This is a genomic window from Nocardia tenerifensis NBRC 101015, assembly GCF_000308715.1.
Classification (GTDB): domain Bacteria; phylum Actinomycetota; class Actinomycetes; order Mycobacteriales; family Mycobacteriaceae; genus Nocardia; species Nocardia tenerifensis.
This window is the reverse complement of sequence record NZ_BAGH01000352.1, coordinates 21,139-43,362: the sequence shown is the minus strand read 5'-3', so window position 1 is coordinate 43,362 and position 22,224 is coordinate 21,139. Positions and strand designations below refer to the sequence as shown.

At 70.3% G+C, this 22,224-nt stretch carries 22 protein-coding genes; 13 read left to right on the top strand and 9 right to left on the bottom strand.

The window, feature by feature from the left end:
• Both ON39_RS28100 and ON39_RS28095 read left to right on the top strand, forming a co-directional pair.
• Positions 1-279: glycosyltransferase (locus ON39_RS28100; RefSeq protein WP_040738906.1), on the top strand; the 279-nt coding region annotated here is incomplete at its 5' end.
• Between the two features lie 58 nt (positions 280-337).
• Positions 338-1,210, top strand: a complete 873-nt coding sequence (locus tag ON39_RS28095; protein ID WP_373283748.1) for an SDR family oxidoreductase — start codon at positions 338-340, stop codon at positions 1,208-1,210.
• Here ON39_RS28095 and soxR read toward each other — a convergent pair.
• A complete protein-coding gene (soxR, locus tag ON39_RS28090; protein WP_040738905.1) occupies positions 1,179-1,664 on the bottom strand; it encodes a redox-sensitive transcriptional activator SoxR in 486 nt (161 codons plus the stop codon). The two genes, ON39_RS28095 and soxR, sit on opposite strands and share 32 nt — an antisense overlap.
• Positions 1,665-1,957: 293 nt before the next feature.
• Here soxR and ON39_RS28085 point away from each other — a divergent pair, with 293 nt between their 5' ends.
• Together ON39_RS28085 and ON39_RS28080 are read left to right on the top strand one after the other, a co-directional pair.
• On the top strand, positions 1,958-3,136 hold the full coding sequence (locus ON39_RS28085; RefSeq protein WP_246002814.1) for an arginine deiminase: 1,179 nt from the start codon (positions 1,958-1,960) through the stop codon (positions 3,134-3,136).
• A gap of 7 nt (positions 3,137-3,143) precedes the next feature.
• Positions 3,144-3,503: a GntR family transcriptional regulator gene (locus ON39_RS28080; RefSeq protein WP_040738903.1), complete on the top strand. Its 360-nt coding sequence runs from the start codon at positions 3,144-3,146 to the stop codon at positions 3,501-3,503.
• A gap of 173 nt (positions 3,504-3,676) precedes the next feature.
• On the opposite strand, the gene ON39_RS28075 is transcribed toward ON39_RS28080, so the two are convergent.
• Positions 3,677-5,281: a dolichyl-phosphate-mannose--protein mannosyltransferase gene (locus ON39_RS28075; RefSeq protein WP_040738925.1), complete on the bottom strand. Its 1,605-nt coding sequence runs from the start codon at positions 5,279-5,281 to the stop codon at positions 3,677-3,679.
• Between the two features lie 429 nt (positions 5,282-5,710).
• Here ON39_RS28075 and rsmI point away from each other — a divergent pair, with 429 nt between their 5' ends.
• Both rsmI and ON39_RS28065 read left to right on the top strand, forming a co-directional pair.
• Complete coding sequence (gene rsmI, locus ON39_RS28070) at positions 5,711-6,571, top strand: 16S rRNA (cytidine(1402)-2'-O)-methyltransferase (RefSeq protein ID WP_083894736.1); 861 nt, start codon at positions 5,711-5,713, stop codon at positions 6,569-6,571.
• Positions 6,572-6,632: 61 nt separating this feature from the next.
• Complete coding sequence (locus ON39_RS28065; RefSeq protein ID WP_040738923.1) at positions 6,633-7,385, top strand: isocitrate lyase/PEP mutase family protein; 753 nt, start codon at positions 6,633-6,635, stop codon at positions 7,383-7,385.
• A gap of 101 nt (positions 7,386-7,486) precedes the next feature.
• Here ON39_RS28065 and ON39_RS28060 read toward each other — a convergent pair whose 3' ends face one another.
• Positions 7,487-8,155 carry a TetR/AcrR family transcriptional regulator gene (locus ON39_RS28060; protein WP_040738901.1) on the bottom strand — a complete coding sequence of 223 codons (669 nt, stop codon included), beginning with the start codon at positions 8,153-8,155 and terminating at the stop codon, positions 7,487-7,489.
• A gap of 257 nt (positions 8,156-8,412) precedes the next feature.
• Entirely contained in the window at positions 8,413-10,011 is a 1,599-nt protein-coding gene (gene metG, locus ON39_RS28055) for a methionine--tRNA ligase (protein WP_255219302.1), read from the bottom strand.
• An 80-nt stretch (positions 10,012-10,091) separates the two neighbouring features.
• Between metG and ON39_RS28050 the strand changes: the two genes are divergently transcribed.
• The 4 genes from ON39_RS28050 to rsmA all read left to right on the top strand — a co-directional run bounded on the left by ON39_RS28050 (position 10,092) and on the right by rsmA (position 14,448).
• On the top strand, positions 10,092-10,919 hold the full coding sequence (locus ON39_RS28050; protein WP_040738899.1) for a TatD family hydrolase: 828 nt from the start codon (positions 10,092-10,094) through the stop codon (positions 10,917-10,919).
• 189 nt (positions 10,920-11,108) lie between these two features.
• The gene (locus ON39_RS51195) at positions 11,109-12,236 is read left to right on the top strand and encodes a resuscitation-promoting factor (RefSeq protein ID WP_040738922.1); all 1,128 of its coding nucleotides are present in this window, start codon (positions 11,109-11,111) and stop codon (positions 12,234-12,236) included.
• 108 nt (positions 12,237-12,344) lie between these two features.
• Positions 12,345-13,538 carry an alpha/beta fold hydrolase gene (locus ON39_RS28040; protein ID WP_040738898.1) on the top strand — a complete coding sequence of 398 codons (1,194 nt, stop codon included), beginning with the start codon at positions 12,345-12,347 and terminating at the stop codon, positions 13,536-13,538.
• A 28-nt stretch (positions 13,539-13,566) separates the two neighbouring features.
• A complete protein-coding gene (rsmA, locus tag ON39_RS28035; RefSeq protein WP_040738897.1) occupies positions 13,567-14,448 on the top strand; it encodes a 16S rRNA (adenine(1518)-N(6)/adenine(1519)-N(6))-dimethyltransferase RsmA in 882 nt (293 codons plus the stop codon).
• 281 nt (positions 14,449-14,729) lie between these two features.
• Here rsmA and ON39_RS28030 read toward each other — a convergent pair whose 3' ends face one another.
• The 4 genes from ON39_RS28030 to ON39_RS28015 form a co-directional block, all read right to left on the bottom strand.
• Positions 14,730-15,626, bottom strand: coding sequence for a DUF8832 domain-containing protein (locus tag ON39_RS28030; protein ID WP_040738896.1), 897 nt, complete (start codon positions 15,624-15,626; stop codon positions 14,730-14,732).
• On the bottom strand, positions 15,626-15,832 hold the full coding sequence (locus tag ON39_RS28025) for a heavy-metal-associated domain-containing protein (RefSeq protein WP_040738895.1): 207 nt from the start codon (positions 15,830-15,832) through the stop codon (positions 15,626-15,628). The genes ON39_RS28030 and ON39_RS28025 overlap by 1 nt, the downstream gene beginning before the upstream one ends.
• A 101-nt stretch (positions 15,833-15,933) precedes the next feature.
• Positions 15,934-16,722, bottom strand: a complete 789-nt coding sequence (locus ON39_RS46190; RefSeq protein WP_083894734.1) for a CPBP family intramembrane glutamic endopeptidase — start codon at positions 16,720-16,722, stop codon at positions 15,934-15,936.
• A gap of 48 nt (positions 16,723-16,770) precedes the next feature.
• A complete protein-coding gene (locus ON39_RS28015) occupies positions 16,771-17,403 on the bottom strand; it encodes a TetR/AcrR family transcriptional regulator (protein WP_051187228.1) in 633 nt (210 codons plus the stop codon).
• A 79-nt stretch (positions 17,404-17,482) separates the two neighbouring features.
• Here ON39_RS28015 and ON39_RS28010 point away from each other — a divergent pair, with 79 nt between their 5' ends.
• Together ON39_RS28010 and ON39_RS28005 are read left to right on the top strand one after the other, a co-directional pair.
• Positions 17,483-18,235 carry an SDR family oxidoreductase gene (locus tag ON39_RS28010; RefSeq protein ID WP_040738894.1) on the top strand — a complete coding sequence of 251 codons (753 nt, stop codon included), beginning with the start codon at positions 17,483-17,485 and terminating at the stop codon, positions 18,233-18,235.
• Positions 18,236-18,311: 76 nt separating this feature from the next.
• Positions 18,312-19,247 carry a 4-(cytidine 5'-diphospho)-2-C-methyl-D-erythritol kinase gene (locus ON39_RS28005; RefSeq protein WP_040738918.1) on the top strand — a complete coding sequence of 312 codons (936 nt, stop codon included), beginning with the start codon at positions 18,312-18,314 and terminating at the stop codon, positions 19,245-19,247.
• 7 nt (positions 19,248-19,254) lie between these two features.
• Here the strand turns inward: ON39_RS28005 and ON39_RS28000 are convergent, their stop codons facing one another.
• On the bottom strand, positions 19,255-20,103 hold the full coding sequence (locus ON39_RS28000; protein WP_040738893.1) for an LLM class flavin-dependent oxidoreductase: 849 nt from the start codon (positions 20,101-20,103) through the stop codon (positions 19,255-19,257).
• 280 nt (positions 20,104-20,383) lie between these two features.
• Between ON39_RS28000 and ON39_RS27995 the strand changes: the two genes are divergently transcribed.
• The gene (locus ON39_RS27995) at positions 20,384-22,222 is read left to right on the top strand and encodes an ABC-F family ATP-binding cassette domain-containing protein (protein ID WP_040738892.1); all 1,839 of its coding nucleotides are present in this window, start codon (positions 20,384-20,386) and stop codon (positions 22,220-22,222) included.
• Positions 22,223-22,224: the final 2 nt, after the last annotated feature.

Below are 22,224 nucleotides of genomic sequence, written 5' to 3'. Positions count from 1 at the left end.
TCCCTGGCGCCGGGCCCGCACGAGACCTTCGGCCTCGCCGCGCTCGAGGCCCTGGCGGCGGGCACCCCGGTGGTGGCGAGCCGGTCCTCGGCGCTGCGCGACATCGTGACCGCCGAGTGCGGCGCGGTTGCCGAGGACCGCGGCTCGGCGTTCGCGCAGGCGGTCACCGACGTGCTCGCGCTCCCGACGGACGGGCGCAGGCAGGCCGCCCGCAGCCGAGCCGAGCAGTACTCCTGGCCGAGGGCGGTCGCCGGAATGCTCGCCGTACTGGGCCGCTGAGCCGCGCTCGAGTACCCTGCGGTGAGCCGATTCGAGCAATTCGAGATGGGGATGCGCAGTGCGAGCTAACGGGCGACTGGGCCGCAAGACAGTGCGGGACGCGAAGGTGCTGATCACGGGCGCGGCCAGCGGAATAGGCCGGGCCACCGCGCTGGCCGCCGCGGCCGAGGGCGCCGAGGTGGTGCTCACCGACGTCGACGTCGAGGGCCTGGACGAGACGGTGGCCGACATCCGGCGCGCGGGCGGCGTCGTGCTGGTCGCGCAGGCCTTCGACATCACCGACTACGACGCCGTCACCGCGTTCGCCGAGAAGGTGCACGCCGCGCACGGCAGCCTCGACATCGTGATGAACGTCGCGGGCACCTCGGCCTGGGGCACCGTGGAGAACCTGGAGCACAAGCACTGGCGGCGCATGGTCGAGGTGAACCTGATGGGCCCGATCCACGTCATCGAGAACTTCGTGCCGCCGATGGTGCGGGCGGGCAAGGGCGGCGCGCTGGTCAACGTGTCCTCCGCGGCCGGGCTGCTCGCGCTGCCCTGGCACGCCGCCTACAGCGCGAGCAAGTACGGCATTCGCGGCGTCTCCGAGGTGCTGCGGTTCGACCTGGACCAGCACGGCATCTCGGTGCACCTGGTGGTGCCCGGCGCGGTGAACACCCCGCTGGTGCAGAGCGTCGACATCGTGGGCGTGGACCGGGAGTCGCCGAAGATCCAGCGGCTCACCCAGTCGTTCACCAAGCACGCGGTGACGCCGGACCACGTCGCGGCGTCGATCCTGCGCGGGGTCACCCGCAACCGGTTCCTGATCTACACGTCCTTCGACATCAGGTTCGGTTACTGGTGGGCGCGAAAGTTCGCCCTGCCCTACGAGATCGTGATGCGGCGGGCCAGCGCCCGGTTCAGCAGGTTGTTGGCCGCCCAGCGCAGTTGAGCTGCACGTCGAGCACGCGCGCGCCCGGCCCCTCGGTGCCGAGCCGGTCGTGTTCGTTGACCAGTTTGCAGCTGCCCAGCGACAGGCAGCCGCAGCCGATGCAGCCGGTCAGGTTGTCGCGCAGGCGAATCAGCTGGGTGATGCGGTCGTCGAGGTCGGCGCGCCAGTTGGTGGACAGCGTCTCCCAGTCGCGACGGGTCGGGTTGCGACCCTCCGGCAGCTGATCGAGGGCGTCGCGAATCTCGCTGAGCGGTATGCCGACTCGCTGCGAGATACGGATGAAGGCGACGCGCCGCAGCGTCTCTCGCGCGTATCTGCGTTGGTTGCCGCTGGTCCGGCGGCTGCTGATGAGGCCCTCGCGTTCGTAGAAGTGCAACGCGGAAACTGCTACTCCGCTACGCTCGGAAAGCTGCCCGGGGGTCAGCTCCTTCGCTCGCCAATCGGCTGTCGACATGCACGCTCCTCCATTCTCCTCAACAATACTTGAGGTTAGGGTGTGCTGGGGCGAGAATCGCGCCCTTCTCCCAAGTCGCCCGGATCACGCGGCGAGCGATGTCACACGCGGCAAGACGGCAACGAAGACCCGAATTGCGTGCTCTCGAGCCCGCGGCGAACTACGGTCTGAGCATGGGAGCAGACGCTGTGCCCGCGCGGCACGGAGAGGATTCGGACACCGACGGGCTAGATCCCGACGGTCCCGGCACGCGGTCTTCGGTGACCTCGGAGGTCGGCACGCTGCGCACGGTGATGCTGCATCGGCCCGGCGACGAGCTGCGCAGGCTCACCCCCCGCAACAACGACCAGCTGCTTTTCGACGGCATCCCGTGGGTCGAGCGGGCCCAGCAGGAACACGACGCGTTCGCCGGCGTGCTGCGCGAGCGCGGCGTCGAGGTGCTGCTGCTCGCCGACCTGCTCGCCGAGACCCTCGCGGTCAGCGGCGCGGCCCGCATCCAGGGCATCTCCGCCGCCGTCGACGCGCGCAGGCTCGGGCACGCGCTGGCCGACGAGCTCGCCGCCTTCCTGCGCGGCGTGCGGGCCAGGGACCTGGCCAACATCCTGATGGCCGGGATGACCTTCGACGAGTTGCCGTTCGGGCCGGACGCGACCTCGCTGGTGCGGCGGATGCACCACGGCGCCGACTTCGTCATCGATCCGCTGCCCAACCTGCTGTTCACCAGGGACTCCTCGTTCTGGATCGGGCCGAGGGTCGCGATCACCTCCCTGGCGCTGCCCGCGCGCAGCCGGGAGACCTCGCTCACCGATCTGATCTACGCGTTCCACCCGCGCTTCCTCGGCGTGCGCCGCGCCTACGAGTCGCACACCGCGCCCATCGAGGGCGGCGACGTGCTGCTGCTCGCGCCGGGCGTCGTCGCGGTCGGCGTCGGCGAACGCACCTCGCCGGCCGGCGCGGAAGCGTTGGCGCGCAGCCTGTTCGACGACGACCTGGCGCACACCGTGCTCGTCGTGCCGATCGCGCAGAACCGGGCGACCATGCACCTGGACACCGTGTGCACGATGGTCGACCGCGACGCGCTGGTGATGTATCCGGCGGTGCGCGACTCGTTGCGCGCGTTCACCATTCAGCGCGAGGACGACTACGGCGGCCGCAACGGCGCGGGCAAGGTGGCGATGAGCGGCCCCGACCCGTTCCTCGTCGCCGCGGCCAAGGCCATGGGCATCGACAAGCTCCGGGTGATCGATACCGGGCTCGACGGCGTCACCGCTGAGCGCGAGCAGTGGGACGACGGCAACAACACCCTCGCGCTCGCGCCCGGCGTGGTGGCCGCCTACGAGCGCAACGAGATGACCAACGCGCGCTTGGCGGACGCCGGCATCGAGGTGCTGCGCATTCCCGGCTCCGAACTCGGGTCCGGTCGAGGCGGACCCCGCTGCCTGTCCTGTCCGATCTCCCGGGATGAGTTGTGAGTCGATCATGTTCAGCATCACCGTGTCGCACGAGTCGGCCGTCCCGCCCTACGAGCAGCTGCGCATGGGCGTCATCGCCAAGGTGCGCTCCGGCGAGCTGACCGCGGGCACGAAGATTCCCACGGTGCGGGCCCTGGCCGCGCAGCTGGGTCTCGCGCCGAACACCGTGGCCCGCGCCTACCGCGAGCTCGAGGCCGACGGTGTCGTCGAAACCCGGGGCAGGCAGGGCTCTTTCATCGCCTCCTCCGGCGACCCGACGCGCGACGTCGCGGGCCGCGCGGCCACGGCGTACGTGGCCACCGTCCGCCGCTTGGGGTTGGACGACGCGGCCGCCCTGCGTTACGTCAGGGCGGCGCTGGAGGGTTAGGCCCTGTGTCGAAGTCCCATCCGGCGCCTCCGGTGGCTGGATCGCCGCCTGGCCGCGTTGTCGTCGTCGCCGATACAAACCCGGTATCGGCTCCTCCTCCGCCTTGCCAGGCGACGATCCAGCCACCGGATGCATCCGGCCGGACTTCGACACAGGGCCTAGGCGCGCCGGGGCTAACGCCAGCTCGGTAGCCAGAGGTGGTCGTGCCAGTTGCCCGGCGTGATGGGCAGCGCGGTGAGGATCGGCCAGAGCCAGATGAAGTTGGCGATCACCAGGCCGAGGTAGATGCACACCGCGAGCAGGCCGAGGGCGTGGCGTTCGTCGGGCGAGACCGGTAGGTAGGTGCCGACGGGGCTGCGCGGCACGGCTGTTCGCCGCGAAGGCCCCAGTATGTCGCCGAGCACCAGGGCCAGGCCCATCACCAGGAAGGGCGCGAGGGCGACGGCGTAGAAGTAGTACATCTGCCGGTCGAGGGTCAGGAACCAGGGCAGCAGGGCCGCGCCGTAGCCGACGAGCACCGCGGCGTAACGCCAGTCGCGGCGGACGACGCTGCGCCACAGCATCCAGGCGATCACCGGGAAGGCGAGCCACCAGATCGCCGGGGTACCGATCAGCATCACGGCCTTCACGCACTGCGTCTGCCCGCAGCCGCTGACGCCGTTGTCGGCGTAGTAATAGAGCATCGGCCGCAGGCCCATCGGCCAGGTCCACGGCTTGGACTCCCACGGGTGGTGGTTGCCCGCCGAGTTGGTCAGGCCCTCATGGAATTTCAGCGCCTCGCCGCTGTAGAACCACAGCGAGCGCAGCGCGTCGGGCACCCAGCCGAACGGGCCGCCGACCCCGACCTGGTTGCCCACCGCGTACCGATCGATGCCGGTCTCGCTGGCGAACCACGCCCAGTACGTGCCGAGATACACCCCGATCGGGATGAGCACCAGCGCGTACAACGCGGGCCCGACGTCGCGAAGGCCCGTGCCGAACCACGGCCTGCGCACGCCGTAGGCCTTGCGCGCCGCCACGTCGAAGCAGACGCTGAGCAGGCCGAAGGCCACGATGAAGTAGACGCCGGACCACTTTGTCCCACAGGCCAATCCGAGCAGCACTCCAGCGCCGAAGCGCCACCAGCGCACCCCGAGCCGAGGCCCCCACGGGGTCTGCTCGATCCGGCCCTCGGCGTCCGCCCGCGCCAGCCTGGCCCGCACCTCGTCGCGGTCGACGATCAGACAGCCGAAGGCCGCGGTGACGAAGAACGCGAGGAAGATGTCGAGCATGCCGATGCGCGAGGAGACGAACGTGGTGCCGTCGGCGATGAGCAGGATGCCCGCGATCGCGCCGACCAGCGTGGACCGCGCCAGCCGCCGCACGATCCTGATGACGAGCAGGATCAGCACGGTCCCGAGGAACGCCGAGGCGAAGCGCCAGCCCCAGCCGTTGTAGCCGAACAGCGCCTCGCCGACCGCGATGAGCTGCTTGCCGATCGGCGGGTGCACCACCAGGCCGTAGCCCGGATTGTCCTCCACCCAACCGCCGTTGAGCATCTGCCAGCCCTGCGGCGCGTAGTGCTTTTCGTCGAACACCGGGGTGCCCGCGTCGGTCGGGTAGTTGAGCATGGTGAACCGCGTCACCGCGGCGATCACCGTGAGGAACGCGGTGACCAGCCAGCCGCGCAGCGTATCGGTCGGCCCGAAATCCGGATGCGGTCGCCGCGGAGCGGGACTCGACCAGGAGGGCACAGGCCCGAACGGAGCGGTCGCGCGCTGGTCGGTCACCTGTGTCACGCCCCGATCGTATGCTGTGCGCGGCCGCAGGTCCCGCAGCGGTGAGCCCGACACCGTGTGAATCTCATAGCACGCGCCCGCCGGTGCCGTGGTCACGATCACATACCGACCCAGCGGCCTGCCGTGGTCGAGGCTGTCTGGGGACCGCTCGCGAAAAAGGTCATGTGGCGCGATCGTTCGCCCGCGACGGAGCCGGGTGCCGGGCGGGTGGGCACCTCGGCGGCGACCTGTCCGGCGGCGACCTGTCTGGCGGTGAACCTTCAGGTGCCGGCCCTTCCGGCGGCGGCCTGTCTGGCGGCGAACCTTCAGGTGCTGGCCCTTCCGGCGGTGACCGCTCAGGCGGCGACCAGCGCGGCGGCCACGTCGGATAGGCGGATGGATAGGCTGCGGGGGAGGTCGGTGGGTGCCGGCGGTCGAGACGGGAGTGCGGTGGCGGACGAGTCGACAGGGCCGGGCAGGCTGGTGCTCGCGGCGACGCCGATGGGCGACATCGGTGACGCGTCGCAGCGGTTGCGTGACGCGCTCGCGTCGGCCGATGTCGTCGCGGCCGAGGACACGCGGCGCACCAGGTCGCTAGCCAAGGCCCTGGGCGTCGAGATCACCGGGCGGGTGGTCAGCTTCTACGACCACGTGGAGACCGCGCGGATCCCGGCGCTGCTCGGCGATATCGCCGACGGTCGCACCGTGCTGCTGGTGACCGACGCGGGCATGCCGTCGGTCAGCGACCCCGGCTACCGCCTCGTCGCGGCCTGTGCGGAGCGCGCCCTGCCGGTGACCTGCCTGCCCGGTCCGTCCGCGGTCACCACCGCGCTGGCGCTGTCCGCGCTTCCGGTGGAACGGTTCTGTTTCGACGGGTTCGCTCCGCGCAAAGGCGGCCAGCGCCGGGAGTGGTTGCGCACCTTGGCTTCCGAGCCGCGCGCCTGTGTCTTCTTCGAGGCGCCGCACCGGCTCGCCGACTGCCTGGCCGACGCCGTCGAAGTGCTCGGCCCCGACCGCCGCGCCGCGGTCTGCCGCGAGCTGACCAAGACCTACGAGGAGGTCGTGCGCGGCACGCTCGCCGAGCTCGCCGCGTGGGCCGTCGACGGCGCCCGCGGCGAGATCACCGTCGTCCTCGAGGGCGCGCGGCCGACCGCCGCCGACCCCGCGGACCTGGTCGAGGAGGTCGAGGCGCTGGCCGCCGACGGCCTGCGGCTCAAGGACGCGTGCGCCAGGGTCGCGACCGCCAACGGCGTCTCCCGCAACGAGCTCTACGACGCGGTGCTGACCGCCCGCCGCGACGGCGCGGACTGACCGCCGCGCGTCCACCCGGCGGCCGATGCGCGCGCCACGCGGACGCGGCATGATCGTCGGTATGTCATCTCTGGAAAGCAAGGCCAAGGCCTTCCTCGCCCTGCACCGTCCGGGCGATCCCGCCGTGCTGCCGACCGTGTGGGACGCGTGGTCGGCGAAGGTCGCGGTGGACGCCGGGTTCTCGGCGCTCACCCTGGGCAGCCACCCCGTCGCCGACTCGATCGGCCGCACCGACGGCGAGGGCATGACCTTCGCCGAGTTGCTCACCCGCGTCCGGCAGATCACCGAGGCCGTCGAGGTGCCGGTCTCGGTCGATATCGAGTCCGGCTACGGCCTCGAACCGGCCCAGCTCATCGAGGGTCTGCTCGAGGCGGGCGCCGTCGGCCTCAATATCGAGGACACCGTGCACAGCGAGGGCAAGCGCCTGCGCTCCCCGCAGGAGCACGCCGACCTCGTGCACGGGCTGCGCCAGTTCGCCGACGCGGCGGGGGTGCACGTGGTGGTGAACGCCAGGACCGATCTGTTCCTGCGGCAGGACGGCGACGAGGCCGACCGGGTGGACCGCGCCATCGAGCGCCTGCGGCTCGCCGCCACGGCGGGCGCCGACGTGCTGTTCCCGGCGGGCGCGCAGGGCGATGCCGTCGTGCGCAGGCTGACCGGCGAACTGCCGCTGCCGATCAGCATGGTCGGCCTGCCGGACAAGTCCGACAAGGCGCAGCTGGCCGATCAGGGCGTCGCGCGCATCAGCTTCGGGCCGTTCCTGCAGCGATCGCTCACCGCCGAGATCGAGCGGCTGCTCGCGCGCTGGAAGTAGCGCAAGCGGACGAGTGGCACACCGTCGAGAGTCGTTCTCGCGGAAGGCTTCAGACGTGCGCCACTCGTCGCTCAGTGTGAAAGCCTGTGTTAGGCAGAGTTTCAGCGTCGCAGGCCGAGGGTCGCGCTGACGAAGTCCACGAAAAGCGGTGTCAATCCGGGGACGCGGGCGGCGCCGTCGGACACGATGGCCCGGCGGGTGCGCTCGCCGATCGCGTCCGGGATGAGCGCGATCAGCTCGTCGGAGACCTCGGGCAGCGCCGGATCCGCTTGGCGCGCTTGGTCGTAGAAGGCGCGGTACAGTTCGGCGAAGCGGTCGACCGCCAGATCGCGATAGTCGACGGCGGATTGGTTCACCTTGAACGACTCGACCAGCACCAGGCGCGCGAAATCCGGTTCGGCGGCGACGGTTTCGCAGAATGTGCCGACGATCGACTCGATCCTGGCGTGCACGTCGGCCGTCGGCGTCAGCTGCGCCAGCTCCTCGGTGATCCGGGTGGCGACGATGTCCACGCCGGTGTGCACCGCCTCGACGAAACACTCCTCCTTGTTCGCGAAGTGCTCGTAGAAGGTGCTGCGCGAGACCCGTGCGCGGGCAACGATATCGGTGAGCGTGGTGCCGGGATAGCCCTTGCGGTCGACGCATTCGACCATCGCCTCGATCAGTCGCCCGCGCTGGGAGACCAGGACGGCGTCGCGCGCCGCTCGATGCCGGTCGGCGAAGCCGTTGTGCGCCTCGGTGGTCGAGTCGGTCGTTTGTTGCCGTCGCATGGGTGCCCTCCCTGATCGGCGAACGTGAACATCCGTAACCCAGCATTATGCGACTGTGCGCGAGTGGGTATGCGTCGGTGCACGACGCCGGCCGTCTCGGTCCGCGATCGTCTCCGGCGGGTCGCCTTTGACCCATTCGAAGCGTCACGGGGGTCGAACAGAATGCACCGTGCGTCGCACAGTACTCCGATGCGCCGTGAATGGGCACGGGCGCAACATGTTTCGGGCGCTCGAGCGCCGCGCGATGCTCGCCCCGATCAGTCCTTCGGCTCGATGTACTTGGGGTACACCGGTTCCGGCGCGGGAAGCGCCACACCCGGCTCGATCGGCGTCGCGATATCGGCGAACGTCCGACCCTGCTGGCCGAGCTGATCGAGGATCTTGGCCGCCGAGCCCGGCATCACCGGCTGCACCAGGATGGCGACGATCCGCAGCACCTCGAGGGTCACGTACAGCACCGTCGCCTCGCGGGCCAGATCCTCCGGCGTGCCGGACTTGGCCAGCGCCCACGGGGCCTGCGCGGAGAAGTACTTGTTCGTCTCGCCGAGGGTCAGCCAGATCGCCTCGAGCGCGAGATGCATTTGCTGCGCGTCGAACTCGGCGCGGCAGCGGTCGAGCAGCCCGTTGGCGAGCTCGAGCAGCGCGCGGTCGGCGTCGGTGAACTCGCCGGGCGTCGGCACGACCCCGCCGCAGTCGCGCGCGACCAGCTTCGTGCTGCGCTGCACCAGGTTGCCGAACTCGTTGGCCAGGTCGGAGTTGATCCGGCCGACGATCGCCTCGTGGCTGTAGCTGCCGTCCTGGCCGTAGGAGATCTCGCGCAGCAGGAAGAAGCGCACCGCGTCGACGCCGTAGGTCTCGACCAGCTCCAGCGGGTCGACCACATTGCCGACCGACTTGGACATCTTCTCGCCCTTGTTGTACAGGAACCCGTGCACGAACACGCGTTTGGGCACCTCGACGCCGGCCGAGAGCAGGAACGCGGGCCAGTACACGGTGTGGAACCGGGTGATGTCCTTGCCGACGATGTGCACGTCGGCGGGCCAGAACTTGCGGAACGCGGCGGAGTCGGTGTTCGGGTAGCCGACGCCGGTGACGTAGTTGGTGAGCGCGTCCATCCACACGTACATCACGTGATCGGGGTGGCCGGGCACCGGCACGCCCCAGTCGAAGGTGGTGCGCGAGATGGACAGATCCTTCAGCCCCGCCTTGACGTAGCTGACGATCTCGTTGCGCCGCGTCGCGGGCGCGATGAACTCGGGGTGCTCCTCGTAGAGCGCTAGCAGCCTGTCCTGATAGGCCGAGAGCTTGAAGAAGAAGTTCGACTCCTCGGTCCAGGTGACCGGCGTCTTCGACTCGGTGGAGATGCGCGTGCCGTCGTCGAGCAGCGTCGTCTCCTCCTCGGTGTAGAAGGCCTCGTCGCGCACCGAGTACCAGCCCGAGTAGTTGCCGAGGTAAATGTCGCCGTTGGCGAGCATCCGCTCCCACATCGCCACGCTGGCCGCGAGGTGGTCCTCGTCGGTGGTCCGGATGAACCGGTCGTAGGAGATGCCGAGCGTCTTGTCCAGCGCCTCGAACACGTCGGAGTTGCGGCTCGCGAGCTCCTGCACCGGGATGCCCTCGGCGACCGCCGCCTGCTGCATCTTCTGGCCGTGCTCGTCCGTGCCGGTCATGAAGAAGACGTCGTAGCCGTCGAGCCGCTTGAACCGGGCGATGGCGTCGGCCGAGATGTACTCGTACGCATGCCCGATGTGCGGCGCACCGTTCGGGTAGGCGATGGCCGTGGTGATGTAGAAGGCGGGGCGGTCAGCTTCGCTCATGGTGTGTCTACTGTAATGCGCGTGGTTTCCTACGCTCACGCGAATATCCGCCGTGCCGCCGCCCCCGCCGCGCCGGTGCGGTCCACCGGTGCCGAAACCGCTGTGTCCGGCGGGTTTCGATGAGTAGCAAGCGTCCCGCGCCGGAGCTGCCCGAGCCGCTCGCGCCGCTCGTCGACGCGCATACCCACCTCGATGCCTGCGGCGCCACCGACGCCGCCTCGACCGCGGTGATCGTGGAGCGCGCCGCCTCGGTCGGGGTCGGCCAGGTGGTCACCGTCGCCGACGACCTCGCCGCCGCGCAGTGGGCCGTGCGGGCCGCGCACTGGGACCAGCGGGTCTACGCGGCGGTCGCGCTGCACCCGACCCGGGCCAACGCCCTCGACGACGCCGCGAAGGCCGAACTCGAACGGCTCGCCGCCGATCCGCGCGTCGTCGCGATCGGCGAGACCGGCCTCGACTACTACTGGCCCGGCAAGCTCGACGGCTGCGCCGATGTCGAGACCCAGATCGAGGGCTTCCGCTGGCACATCGACCTCGCCAAGCGGCTGCGCAAGCCGCTGATGATCCACAATCGCGAGGCCGACCACGATTTGCTGACGGTACTGCTGGACGAGGGCGCGCCGGACACCGTTGTGTTCCACTGTTTCTCGTCGGATACCCACATGGCGCTGGCCTGCGTGGCCGAGGGCTATGTGCTGAGTTTCTCCGGCACGGTGAGTTTCAAGAATGCGCACGAGTTGCGCGAGGCCGCGAAAGTTGTTCCGGACGAGCTCATTCTGGTCGAAACGGACGCGCCGTATTTGACGCCGCATCCGTTCCGTGGGGCGCCCAACGAATCGTATTGCCTGCCGTATACGGTGCGCGCGCTGGCGGAACTACGCGAACAGGACCCGGCGGAATTGGCGAAGATCACGACCGCGAACGCGCGGCGCGTGTACGGAATCTGACAAGCGCAAATTTCCGGCACTCTGAGTACCCGCAAGGGGGCTGGATAAGCGGTGTGTGTCGTAGGTCACATTGGGATGCGTATTTCGTGATCAAGCTGCGGCAGCGATATCTTTTCGTGATATTGAAAGCCCCAGCTGACGTACGTACCGGTTGTCGGCTCCCAAACCCGTCGTTATCGTACTGTGACCATGTCCCCTTTCACGCGAATCAACCAGTCGCGATCCCCGCTGCTCTACGCGGCGGTAGGCGCACTGTTGATGACACTGATCGTCGGCGCGGGCCTGGCGATCGTGAACCGCAAGACGGTGACGGTCGTCGTCGACGGTGAGAAGCGCGTCGAGACGACGATGTCCCTCGACGTCCGCGGCGTGCTGCGGGCCGCCGGGTTCGCCGTCTCCGAGCGCGACCGGGTGATTCCCGCGCTCGCCGCGAAGATCGGCGACGGCGCGACCATCACGCTCAACCGGGCCCGCGAGGTGAAGCTCATGGTCGACGGCCAGGCGCGCAGCGTGTGGACCACCGGCCTGACCGCGGGCGAGGCGCTCGAACAGCTCAGCCTGCCCAAAGAGGTGTACGTCTCGCCGGGTCGGGACGAGCGGCTGCCGCTGGAGGGGGCCGCGCTGAAGGTCGCCACGCCGCGGACGGTCTCGTTGCTCGACGGCATCGGCGCGCCGGTCGACGTGCGTCTCGCCGCGCCGACGGTCGGCGAGTTCCTGTCGGTGGCGGGCATTCCGCTGATCGAGCAGGACACCGTCGAGCCCGCGGCGTCCACGCCGCTGACCGACGGCGTGCGAATCACGGTGACCCGCAAGCGAATCGAGAAGCGCACGGAGACGCTGCCGCTCGACCCGCCGGAGAACGTGATCGAGGACCCGACCATGAACATGAGCCGGTCGGTGGTGGAGACCGAGGGCGCGCCGGGCGTTCAGGACGTCACCTTCGCGGTGACCATGGTCAACGGCGCGGAGGTGGAGCGTAAGCCGATCGCCTCGACGGTGACGGTGACCGCGCAGCCCAAGACCATCCGCAAGGGCGCCAAGCCGGGCACCGAGGTGCCGCCCGTGCGCGACGGCGCGATCTGGGACGCGCTGGCCCGCTGCGAATCCACCGGCAACTGGAACATCAACAACGGCAACGGTTACTACGGCGGCATCCAATTCGACCAGGGCACCTGGGAACGCCAGGGCGGCCTGAAGTACGCGCCCCGCGCCGACCTGGCGACCCGCGAGGAGCAGATCGCCATCGCCGAGATCACCCGCGCCCGCCAGGGCTGGGGCGCCTGGCCCGCCTGCACCAGCCGCCTCGGCATCAGCTGAATCACCGCGGCGGCGGCGCGCGGTTCGCTCGGGGATTACTGAGGCTCGCTGATCTGTACACTCGTGCCGGTTTGTGACGGTGTGGGTCGGGGCAGTGAGGTGTGGTCGATGCGGGTTGTGCGGATGGGTAGGCGTGCGGTGGCGGCGGCCGCGCTGGCGGCGAGTGCCGCGTTGTTCGTGAATGTCGCTCCGGTGCAGGCACAGCCGCAGACGCCGCCCGCGCAGGTGCGGCCGCCGGGGACGGTGATCTCGGCCGTCGCGCAGCCCGACGGCTGGCGCGGGGTGGCGGGCGGCTCGGTGCTCGACTACTGGATGCGCGCCTCGGACGGCACGCCGCGTCCGGCCAGCGGCGCGCTGTTCGTCCCGGGTGGCACGCCGCCCGCGGGAGGCTGGCCGGTGATCGCCTATGACCACGGCACCAGCGGTCTCGGTGCGGGCTGTGGCGGGCAGTCCGATCCGGAGGGACATCCGTATCCACAGATCCGGTCCAAAGAAGACCTGCTGATCCAGCGGTTGCTCGCACAGGGTTTCGCCGTGGTCGCGCCCGACTACCTCGGACTCGGCCGCTTCGACACCGGCCCGCATCCGTACCTGGAGATCGCCAGCGAGGCGACGGCCACCATCGATCTGCTGCGCGCGGCCCGCTCGATCCACCCCGAACTGTCGCGCACCTGGGCCGTGCTCGGCGCGTCGCAGGGCGGTCAGGCCGCGCTCGGCACGGGCCACCTCCAGGCCACCTACGCGCCCGAACTCGACTTCCGCGGCACCATCGCGATCGACCCGGAATCGGACGTGGAGAAGGTGCTGCCGCTGGCCGGGCCGATCATTCCGGCCGTGCCGGGCAATGACGGCGCGATGAGCTTCTTCGTCAGCATCCTGGCCGGGCTGCGCGCGGCCCGCCCGGACGTGCCCGTCGAGCAGTACCTGACGCCGAAGGGGCGCGAGGTCCTCGACAGCGTCGGCGCCCTGTGCCTGGACGGCATCACCGACCGCGTGCGCGGACTCGGCGTAGGCGACCTGCTCGCCCGGCCGCTCGCCGAGGAGCCCATCCGCTCCGCGCTCGACGCCTACCTGACCGTGCCGACCTCCGGGTACGACGCGCCGATCCTGTTGCTGCTCAACATCACCGACACCACCGTCCCGTCTCCGCTGCACGCGGCCCTCGCCGCGCAACTCGCCGCCAACGGGGTGGACTTCCAGACCGTCGTCGGCACCGGGCGGCACACCCAGCTCGACTCGTCGATGCAGGCGGCCATCGACGCCTTCCTCGACCGCGTCAAGGCCACCCCGCCCGCGCGCTAGGCGCCGCGGACGTTGATAGGTTCTTCGGGTGTCCGAACCTGAAGTTGCTGCTCGTGGGAGTGCCGCGCTGCTGGGACCCGCCGAGGTGCGGGTGCTGGCCGAGCGGCTCGGCGTGCGGCCGACCAAGCAGCTCGGGCAGAACTTCGTGCACGACGCGAACACGGTGCGGCGGATCGTCGCCGCCGCCGGCGTCGGACGCGCGGACGTGGTGCTCGAGGTCGGGCCGGGGCTGGGCTCGCTGACCCTGGCGCTGCTCGACGTGGTGGATTCGGTGGTCGCGGTGGAGATCGACCCGGTGCTCGCCCGGCACCTTCCGGTGACCGTCGCGGACCGCGCGCCGGAGCTGGCCGACCGGCTCTCGGTGGTCGAGGCGGACGCGCTGCGGGTCGCCGCCGCGGACCTGCCGAGGGTGCCCACCGCGCTGGTGGCGAACCTGCCGTACAACGTCGCGGTGCCGGTGCTGCTCCATCTGCTCGCCGAATTGCCCAGTCTCACGGTCGCTTTGGTGATGGTGCAGGCGGAGGTGGCCGACCGGCTCGCGGCGTCCCCCGGCAGCCGGACCTACGGCGTGCCCAGTGTGAAGGCCGGCTTCTTCGGCGCCGTGCGTCGCGCGGGTGCGGTAGGCACGCAGGTCTTCTGGCCCGCCCCGCGCGTCGACTCCGGCCTCGTCCGCATCGATCGTTACGCCGAACCGCCGTGGCCGATGGACGACGATCACCGCCGCCGCGTCTGGGAGGTCGTCGACGCGGCCTTCGCCCAGCGCCGCAAGACGCTGCGCGCCGCCCTCGCGGGCTGGGCCGGCTCGCCCGCCGAGGCCGAACGCCGCCTGCTCGCCGCGGGCATCGAACCCACCGCGCGCGGTGAAACCCTCGACACCGCCGCCTTCGTCCGCCTCGCCGCGCAGGGTTGATCGGGCTCTTCAGGAGCCGCGTCGCAGCGAGCCCGCTGATGTCGTACTGGTCGGTTTGCGTTGGGCCCGAATCGAATACGCACTGCGCAGGTCATCGATGGCGCGATCCATCGGCCGCATTCAGCTATGCAGATTGTGGATAACGCACTTTTGCCTTTCCCATTGCGTAGGAGGCAATCCGGCGGGCGCCGCCGATTCGCTTGTGCCTCTTATCGATCCGTGCGGCACGGTAAGCGCAGGTCACCTCGGCGATCCGCCCTGTGGTCCGACGGGTGCGGTGGTCAGTGCCCGCCACCCTGATGCGGCGCGCCGCCGGATGTGGATGGGCCTGTGGATGATTCGACCATGGGTGCCTGCATGGTGAACTCGGCCGTGTGCACCGCGCCGCCGTGGGAGAAGTCTAGATACAGCCGATACGCGCCCGCACTCGGGGCCTGTGCGTGGAACGCGACCTCCGGACCCGGTGGGGTGCGGCCGATCTCGCCCTCCGGATGCACGTGCAGGTAGGCGAGGTCGTTCGCGCGCAACGCGACCAGATGCGCGTACGCGCCGAGGTAGGGCTCGAGATCGGTGACCGGCGTGCCGTCGCGGACGACGGTGAACCGTAACTCGCTGCCCGCGGTGCTGAGGTCGCCGTTCGCCGTGACCTGGTAGCCGTCCACCGTCGTCGTCCGCGACGGAGTCGGAAGTGGTTGCGGCGCAGCCGGTCCCGCCACGGTGACGGTACGGCTGAGCACCAGTGGCTCCGCATCCTCCGGCGCGAAGTCCGCGAACACCCGATACGTGCCGGGCTGCGCCCAACTCCAGTCGATCGACCAGGTGCCGGCGGCGTCCATGGTCGGATGCGCGTGCCGGTACTGCGTCGCGTCGGAGCGGACGACGATCAGGTGCAGCTTCTTGTCGTGCTGGGTGCGGAACCGGACGACCGGCGTGTCGTCCGGCCCGGTGATTCGGAAACGCAGGGGACCGGCCTGGTTCGGCTCCGTCGGCGCGGTCGGGTCGGACAGGGTGTAGCCGGATCGCGTCGGCGACAGTCCCGTGTCCGCCCCGGCCGGGCGCGCCGTGTCGTCGGGTGTGCGCCCGGCCGGATCGCCCACCAGGGCGCCGATGCCGAGCGCGGCACCGAACAGCACGACGAGTACGCCGCCGAAGACGGCGAACCTCAGCCGGTCCTGCATCAGACCGCGACCTCGTAACCCGCCTCGTCGACCGCGGCGACGATGTCGGCGTCGGCGATCGGGGCCGCGCTGTCGACCGTGACCGCGCCGGTGGCGAGATCCACGTCGACACTGGTCACGCCGTCGATCTTGCCGATCTCCGATTTGACGGAGCTCACGCAGTGCCCGCAGGTCATCCCCGTGACGGTGTAGGTGGAACTGGGCATCTCCGACTCCTTCGCTCTTCGTACATCATACGGGCCGGGGGTACCCCGGCTCGAACGAAGATACCCCCGCTGGGTATTGCGCGCAAGTGGCGGAGCGCCGCTCATCGCGCGCGTATCGACCGTACTGTCAGCGTCGCCGCGGCGACCGAAACCGCTGCGAGCGCGGCGATCACGACGTGCGGCCTGCCGTGCGTCTCGTCGCCCACGCTCAGGTATACGCCGACATTGATCAGCCAGTGCCCGACCGCCGCGACCAGCACGCGCTGCCGGAAACCGCCGACGCTGAGCGCGCCGAGCAGCGCGGCGAACGCCATCGTCGAGACGAAGAACGACACCGCCACCACCGGCCCCGCGCCGAACGCCTGCACATGCCACAGCGCCCACGCCGCGCCGGTCACCGCGATCGCCACGAGCCGGCGCGTCCGCGTCTCCAGCAGCGGTTGCAGCAGCCCGCGCCACCCGATCTCCTCGCCCGCCGCGCCGATGAACTGGGCCACGAAGAACACCAGGAAGGGCACGCCGCCGACCGGGGCGGGACCGACCAGGTCACGCCCGGTCGACACCGTTGCCACGGCGATCAACAGTCCGAACAGCAGGCACGCCGCCACGAGGTAACCGAGATTGCGACGCACTGTTCGGCTGGGGGCCGAAGACAGCGGAGCGAGCACTCTGCGGCCGATCGGCCAGGTGGCCAGCGCGCCTATCGTCGGCGCGAACTGAACTAGCGACAAGGCCGCCGGGTCTATGCCCGAAACCGGTTGCAGCGCAAGCATTGCCGCCGAGCCCAGCAGCGTGGACAGGACGTAGACGCCGATCAATGCCCAGAAGGCCCGGCTCGGGGGCGCTGTCCGCGTCGCCTCGGCGGTGCGAAGTCCAGTCCGATCAGTCATCTGGCAAGCGTCACACCGCACCCATGGTTCGCGGTTCAGTCTTCAGGGCTATTTATCCCCGCGCGTTGTCATTCTCGCGGTGTCCGCCGCCTGGTCCCAGCCGTACATCGCCAATTCGGCGACCCGCTCCAGTTCGGCCTGGCTCGCGCCGTCCCGCGCGGCCTGCGACATGCCCTGCATGACCGTGCTGACATAGCGAGCCAGCAACCGCGCGTCGGTCTCGGGGGCGAGGAGGCCCGCGTCGACGTCGGCCTGGATGCGCTCGGCGATCAAACCGAGGTTGCGCGTGCGCATTTCGCGCAGCATGTCGGCGATCTCGCCGCTGTTCGTGTTCATGCCCGCGGTCATCACCAGGCAGCCGTGCGGGCAGTCGGCCCGGGTGTACTCCGCCGCCGCGTCGCGCAGACAGCGCCGCAGCGCCGCCTCGGCCGTCGGCTCCTCGGCGAGCGCGCGCGGGATGAACTGGCCGTACCGCGCGCCGAAACTCCGCACCACCTCGCCGAACAGCGTCGCCTTATCGCCGAACGCCGCGTAGAGGCTCGGTGCGCCGATGCCCATCGCCGCAGTGAGGTCGCCGATCGAGGTGGCCTCGTAGCCGCGCGCCCAGAACAGGCGGGTGGCCTTGTCGAGCGCGGCCTCCCGATCGAAGGAGCGCGGCCTGCCGCGGGTCGGGGTGGTCATGGGACACATTCTATAGCGGTCGTTAGAGAATGTGCTAGTGTCCTGGTTCTGTAGTGATCGCTAGAGAAAGGGGCCCGCCATGGGCGCACTGACAGGCAAGACGGCGCTGGTGACCGGAGGCAGCCGCGGCATCGGCCGGGGCATCGCGGAACGGCTCGGCCGGGACGGGGCGCGGGTCGCGGTGCACTACAACGGGAATGAGCAGGCGGCCAAGGAAACCGTCGCGGCGATCGAGGCCGGGGGCGGCTCGGCCTTCGCGATCCGCGCCGAACTCGGCGTGCGCGACGACGCCGCGGCGCTGTGGTCCGCCTTCGACGCGCACGCCGACGGGGTGGATATCCTCGTCAACAACGCGGGCATCGATGGCGTCCGCGAGCCGATCGACGGCACCGACGAGGCGGCGTTCGACCGGGTCTTCGCGGTCAACGCCAAGGCGCCGTTCTTCGTCACCAAGCTCGGCCTGGACCGGATGCGCGACGGCGGCCGCATCATCAACCTCTCGACCGGACTCACGCACGGCGCGCGCATGCCGCAGCTGGTCGCCTACACGATGACCAAGGGCGCGATCGACGCCTTCACCAGCGTGCTAGCCAAGCAGGTCGGCGCGCGCGGCATCACCGTGAACGCGGTGGCGCCCGGCATCATCGACACCGATATGAACGCGAGCTTCCTGGGCGACCCCGCGACCGCCGCGACGGTGGCGGACATGTCTCCGCTGAAGCGGCTCGCCCAGCCCGCCGAGGTGGCCGATATCGTCGGCTTTCTCGCCTCCGACGACGCCCGCTGGGTGACGGGCCAGTGGATCGACGCCACCGGCGGCGCGCTGCTGTAACCGAATGATTCACGTCGAGTGAAAGGCGGATATCGGGCCGCGCGATGGCCAGGACCAACCGTTAGGCTTGGGCACCGTGCTGTCAGTTGTGCCGAGCCCCATCACCGTGCGCGCGCCGTCGAAGGTGAACCTCCACCTCGGAGTCGGTGACCTGCGCGCCGATGGGTTCCATGACCTGACAACCGTATTCCAGGCGCTGTCGCTCAGCGACGATGTGGAGATCGCCCCGGCGGCCTCGCTGGCCGTGCGGGTCTCGGGCGAGGGCGCCGCCGAGGTACCCACCGACCGGACCAATCTGGTGTGGAAGGCGGCCGTGCGGCTCGCGCATCTGGCGGGCCGGGCGCCGCTGGTGGAGTTCGCCATCACCAAGGGCATTCCGGTGGCCGGCGGGATGGCGGGCGGCAGCGCGGACGGGGCGGCGGCGCTGGTCGGCCTCAACGAACTGTGGGATCTCGGGCTCACCCGCGAGGAGCTCGCCGCCGTGGCCGCCGAGCTCGGCAGCGACGTGCCGTTCGCGCTGCACGGCGGCACCGCGCTCGGCACCGGGCGCGGCGAGCGACTGCTTCCGGTGCTGTCGCGCAACAGCTTTCACTGGGTGCTCGCGCTGGCCAAGGGCGGGCTGTCCACCCCGGCGGTGTTCGCCGAGCTCGACCGGCTGCGCGAACACGGCAGCCCGCCGCGCCTCGGCGAGCCGCAGCAGCTGATGCAGGCGCTGGCCTCCGGCGACCCGAAACAGCTTGCGCCCCTGCTGGGTAACGATCTGCAGGCGGCCGCGCTGTCGCTGAAACCGGAGCTGCGGCGCACCTTGCGCGCGGGCGTCACCGCGGGTGCGCTCGCGGGCTTGGTCTCCGGGTCCGGCCCGACCTGCGCATTCCTCTGTGAGAGTGAGGATTCCGCGGTGTCCGTGGCGGCGGAGCTGGCGGGCGCAGGCGTCTGCCGCAGCATCCGGACCGCGAGCGGGCCGGTGCCGGGGGCCCGCGTGCTCGGCGGCGAGACTCCCGGCAAACGCTGAGGGCGGCTCAGGCGATCACGTCGGCCAAACGATTGACCTGGTCCGGGTCGCCGCCATAGCAGTAGAGCATGACCTCGTCGGCGCCGAGATCCTCGAATTGGCTTATGGCGGAACGGATCGCGTCGGCGCCGATGAGCATGCCGTCGAGCATGTACTCGACGCGGCCGCTGAACTCGTAGTACGCGCCCATCGCGGCGCGGGCCTCATCGATCAGATCCTGGTCGCCCAGCGCGACATTGACCTGCGCGACGATGCGCGGCTCGCCCGCGCGGCCGTGCTCGGTCCACGAGCGGCGGACGGTGTCGAACAGGTTGCCCGCCCAGGAGGGCGGGGCGGCGGCGAGAAACCCACCGCCCCAACGACCTACGCGCTCGAGCGCGGCGGGTTGGAAGCCGCCGAACAGGATCTCGGGGCCCTCGGGCCGCAGCGGCGCGGGGCCGATCGGACCGCAGTCGGCGGCGTACGGCGCGCCGGACCAGACGCGACGCATGATCTCGAGCTGCTCGTCCAGGCGGCGGCCGCGGGTGCGCAGGTCGGTGCCCGAGGCGAGGTGATCGTCCGCGCGTCCGCCGACCCCGAGTCCGAGCACGAAGCGGCCGCCGGACATCCGGTCCAGCGTCGCGACCTGCTTGGCGAGCAGCGTCGGCTCGCGCAGCGGTGCGAGGAGCACCTCGGTCTGCAGCTTGATGCGGGTGGTCGCGCCCGCGGCGACGGCGAGCGCGACGAGCGGTTCGGGGTTGTCGTAGACGAGGCGGTCGAGCAGGCCGAGCGTGGAGAACGGGCCCGCGTCGGCGCGGCGGGCCCAGTCGAGCAGAACGGGGGAGTCGGAGATGGGCAGACCGAGACCGACATGCATGGAGAACCTCCGTGAGGTAGGCGAAGTGGATCGTGCCGCCCGCGCACCCCGTCATCCGAGGTGGTGCTCCCATTCTGCGGCTGTGTTTCCGGAGAGCACCGTGTAACTAACGTCGTTCGTGACGAACGTTGTTCGCTTCATATGAATTTAGACGAACGCCGTTCGTTACGCAAGTGGCCTGCTTTCGAGGCCGGAACCGGGCAGCGGAACCGTGTGTTCGCGGGGCTAAGTACGCTGGCTCAGGGCACGTAACTCGCCGCCGCAAGACCCGGAAGGATTCATGGCCAACCTGATCAACCTCGAGCAGGTCTCAAAAAGCTTTGGGATCACGCCGCTGCTGGACAACGTGTCGATGGGCGTCCACACGGGCGAGCGCATCGGCGTCGTCGGTCTCAACGGCGGTGGTAAGACGACGCTGCTCGAGGTGCTCACCGGTCTGGAGCCGCCGGACAGCGGACGCGTCAGTCGCGTAGGCGGTCTGCGGATCGCGACGGTAACGCAGCGCGGCGTACTGCCTCCTGGCTCGACCGTTGGCGAAGTCGTGTTGGCGGGGTTGGCGGACGACTTGCACTGGGCATCGCGAAGCGATTCGATGGGGGGCGGTGGTCGGGCGACGGGTGGGCCCGACGATGTCGCAGAACACGAATGGGCCGCCAATCCGCGCATCCGCTCGGTCATGGAGGGTATCGGCATCGCCGGGCTCGGCCTGGAGACCTCGATCGACAATCTGTCCGGCGGCGAGCGCCGCCGCGTCGCCCTGGCCGCGGCGCTGGTCCGCGATCTCGACCTCCTCGTGCTCGACGAGCCGACCAACCACCTCGACGTCGAGGGCGTGCAGTGGCTGGCCGCGCACCTGCTGGGCCGGCGCAGCGCGCTCGTGGTCGTCACCCACGATCGCTGGTTCCTCGACACCGTCGCCACCGATACCTGGGAGGTCGTCGGCGGCAAGGTCGAGACCTACGAGGGCGGCTACGGCGACTGGATCTTCGCCCGCGCCGAGCGCGCCAGGCAGGCCGACGCCGCCGAGGCGCGCCGCGCCAACCTGGCCCGCAAGGAGCTGGCCTGGCTGCGCCGCGGCGCGAAGGCGCGCACCTCCAAGCCGCGCTATCGGGTGGAGGCCGCCGAGGCGCTGATCGCCGACGTGCCCGCGCCGCGCGACAGCGTCTCTCTCGCCGCGTTCGCGCGAAAACGACTGGGGCGCGTCGTCATCGAGCTCGAGGACACCACCCTCACCACGCCGGACGGCCGAGAGTTGGTGCGCGACCTGACCTGGCGGCTCGCGCCGGGCGAGCGGGTCGGCCTGGTCGGGGTGAACGGCTCCGGCAAGACGACCCTGCTGCGCACGCTGGCCGGCGAGCGGGAACCGGCGAAGGGCAAGCGCATTCAGGGCCAGACGGTGCAGATCGGCTGGCTCCGTCAGGAACTCGACGACCTGCCGACCGATATGCGCGTGCTGGAGGCGGTGCAGCAGGTCGCGCAGCGAATCACGCTGGGCGACAAGGAGATCTCGGCGGGCCAGCTCGCCGAACGGCTCGGGTTCACCCCGGCTCGCCAGCGCACCCCGGTCGGCGATCTGTCCGGCGGCGAGCGGCGCAGGCTACAGCTGACCCGCATCCTGATGGCCGAGCCGAACGTGCTGCTGCTCGACGAGCCGACCAACGACCTGGACATCGACACCCTGCAGCAGCTCGAGGACCTGCTCGACAACTGGGCGGGCACCCTGGTCGTCATCAGCCACGACCGCTACCTGATCGAGCGCATCTGCGACTCGACCTGGGCGCTGTTCGGCGACGGCAAGCTCACCAACCTGCCCGGCGGCATCGACGAATACCTGAAGAAGCGTGCCGCGCAGAGCGAGGTCGCGACCCGCTCGGCCGGCGACGCGAAGCCCGCGCCGACCACCGACGCCGCCACCCAGCGCGCCGCCCGCAAAGAACTGGCCCGGCTGGAACGATCCATCGAGAAGTTCGACGAGCGCGAACGCCAACTGCACGCCGCGCTGGCCGAAGCCGCGACCGACCCGGACCGCCTGGTCAAGCTCAACGCCGAACTCAAGCAGGTGGTCGCGGAGAAGGAAGCGGCAGAGGAGCGCTGGATGGAGCTGGCGGACAGCGACTAGCC

Bases quoted from the DNA above. Each gene is read 5' to 3' on its own strand.
- soxR (WP_040738905.1), bottom strand. From the start codon at position 1,664: ATGTCGACAGCCGATTGGCGAGCGAAGGAGCTGACCCCCGGGCAGCTT.
- ON39_RS28085 (WP_246002814.1), top strand. From the start codon at position 1,958: ATGCTGCATCGGCCCGGCGACGAGCTGCGCAGGCTCACCCCCCGCAAC.
- ON39_RS28080 (WP_040738903.1), top strand. From the start codon at position 3,144: ATGTTCAGCATCACCGTGTCGCACGAGTCGGCCGTCCCGCCCTACGAG.
- ON39_RS28065 (WP_040738923.1), top strand. From the start codon at position 6,633: ATGTCATCTCTGGAAAGCAAGGCCAAGGCCTTCCTCGCCCTGCACCGT.
- ON39_RS28060 (WP_040738901.1), bottom strand. From the start codon at position 8,155: ATGCGACGGCAACAAACGACCGACTCGACCACCGAGGCGCACAACGGC.
- ON39_RS28050 (WP_040738899.1), top strand. From the start codon at position 10,092: ATGAGTAGCAAGCGTCCCGCGCCGGAGCTGCCCGAGCCGCTCGCGCCG.
- ON39_RS51195 (WP_040738922.1), top strand. From the start codon at position 11,109: ATGTCCCCTTTCACGCGAATCAACCAGTCGCGATCCCCGCTGCTCTAC.
- ON39_RS28040 (WP_040738898.1), top strand. From the start codon at position 12,345: ATGCGGGTTGTGCGGATGGGTAGGCGTGCGGTGGCGGCGGCCGCGCTG.
- ON39_RS28030 (WP_040738896.1), bottom strand. From the start codon at position 15,626: ATGCAGGACCGGCTGAGGTTCGCCGTCTTCGGCGGCGTACTCGTCGTG.
- ON39_RS28025 (WP_040738895.1), bottom strand. From the start codon at position 15,832: ATGCCCAGTTCCACCTACACCGTCACGGGGATGACCTGCGGGCACTGC.
- ON39_RS46190 (WP_083894734.1), bottom strand. From the start codon at position 16,722: ATGACTGATCGGACTGGACTTCGCACCGCCGAGGCGACGCGGACAGCG.
- ON39_RS28015 (WP_051187228.1), bottom strand. From the start codon at position 17,403: ATGACCACCCCGACCCGCGGCAGGCCGCGCTCCTTCGATCGGGAGGCC.
- ON39_RS28010 (WP_040738894.1), top strand. From the start codon at position 17,483: ATGGGCGCACTGACAGGCAAGACGGCGCTGGTGACCGGAGGCAGCCGC.
- ON39_RS28000 (WP_040738893.1), bottom strand. From the start codon at position 20,103: ATGCATGTCGGTCTCGGTCTGCCCATCTCCGACTCCCCCGTTCTGCTC.
- ON39_RS27995 (WP_040738892.1), top strand. From the start codon at position 20,384: ATGGCCAACCTGATCAACCTCGAGCAGGTCTCAAAAAGCTTTGGGATC.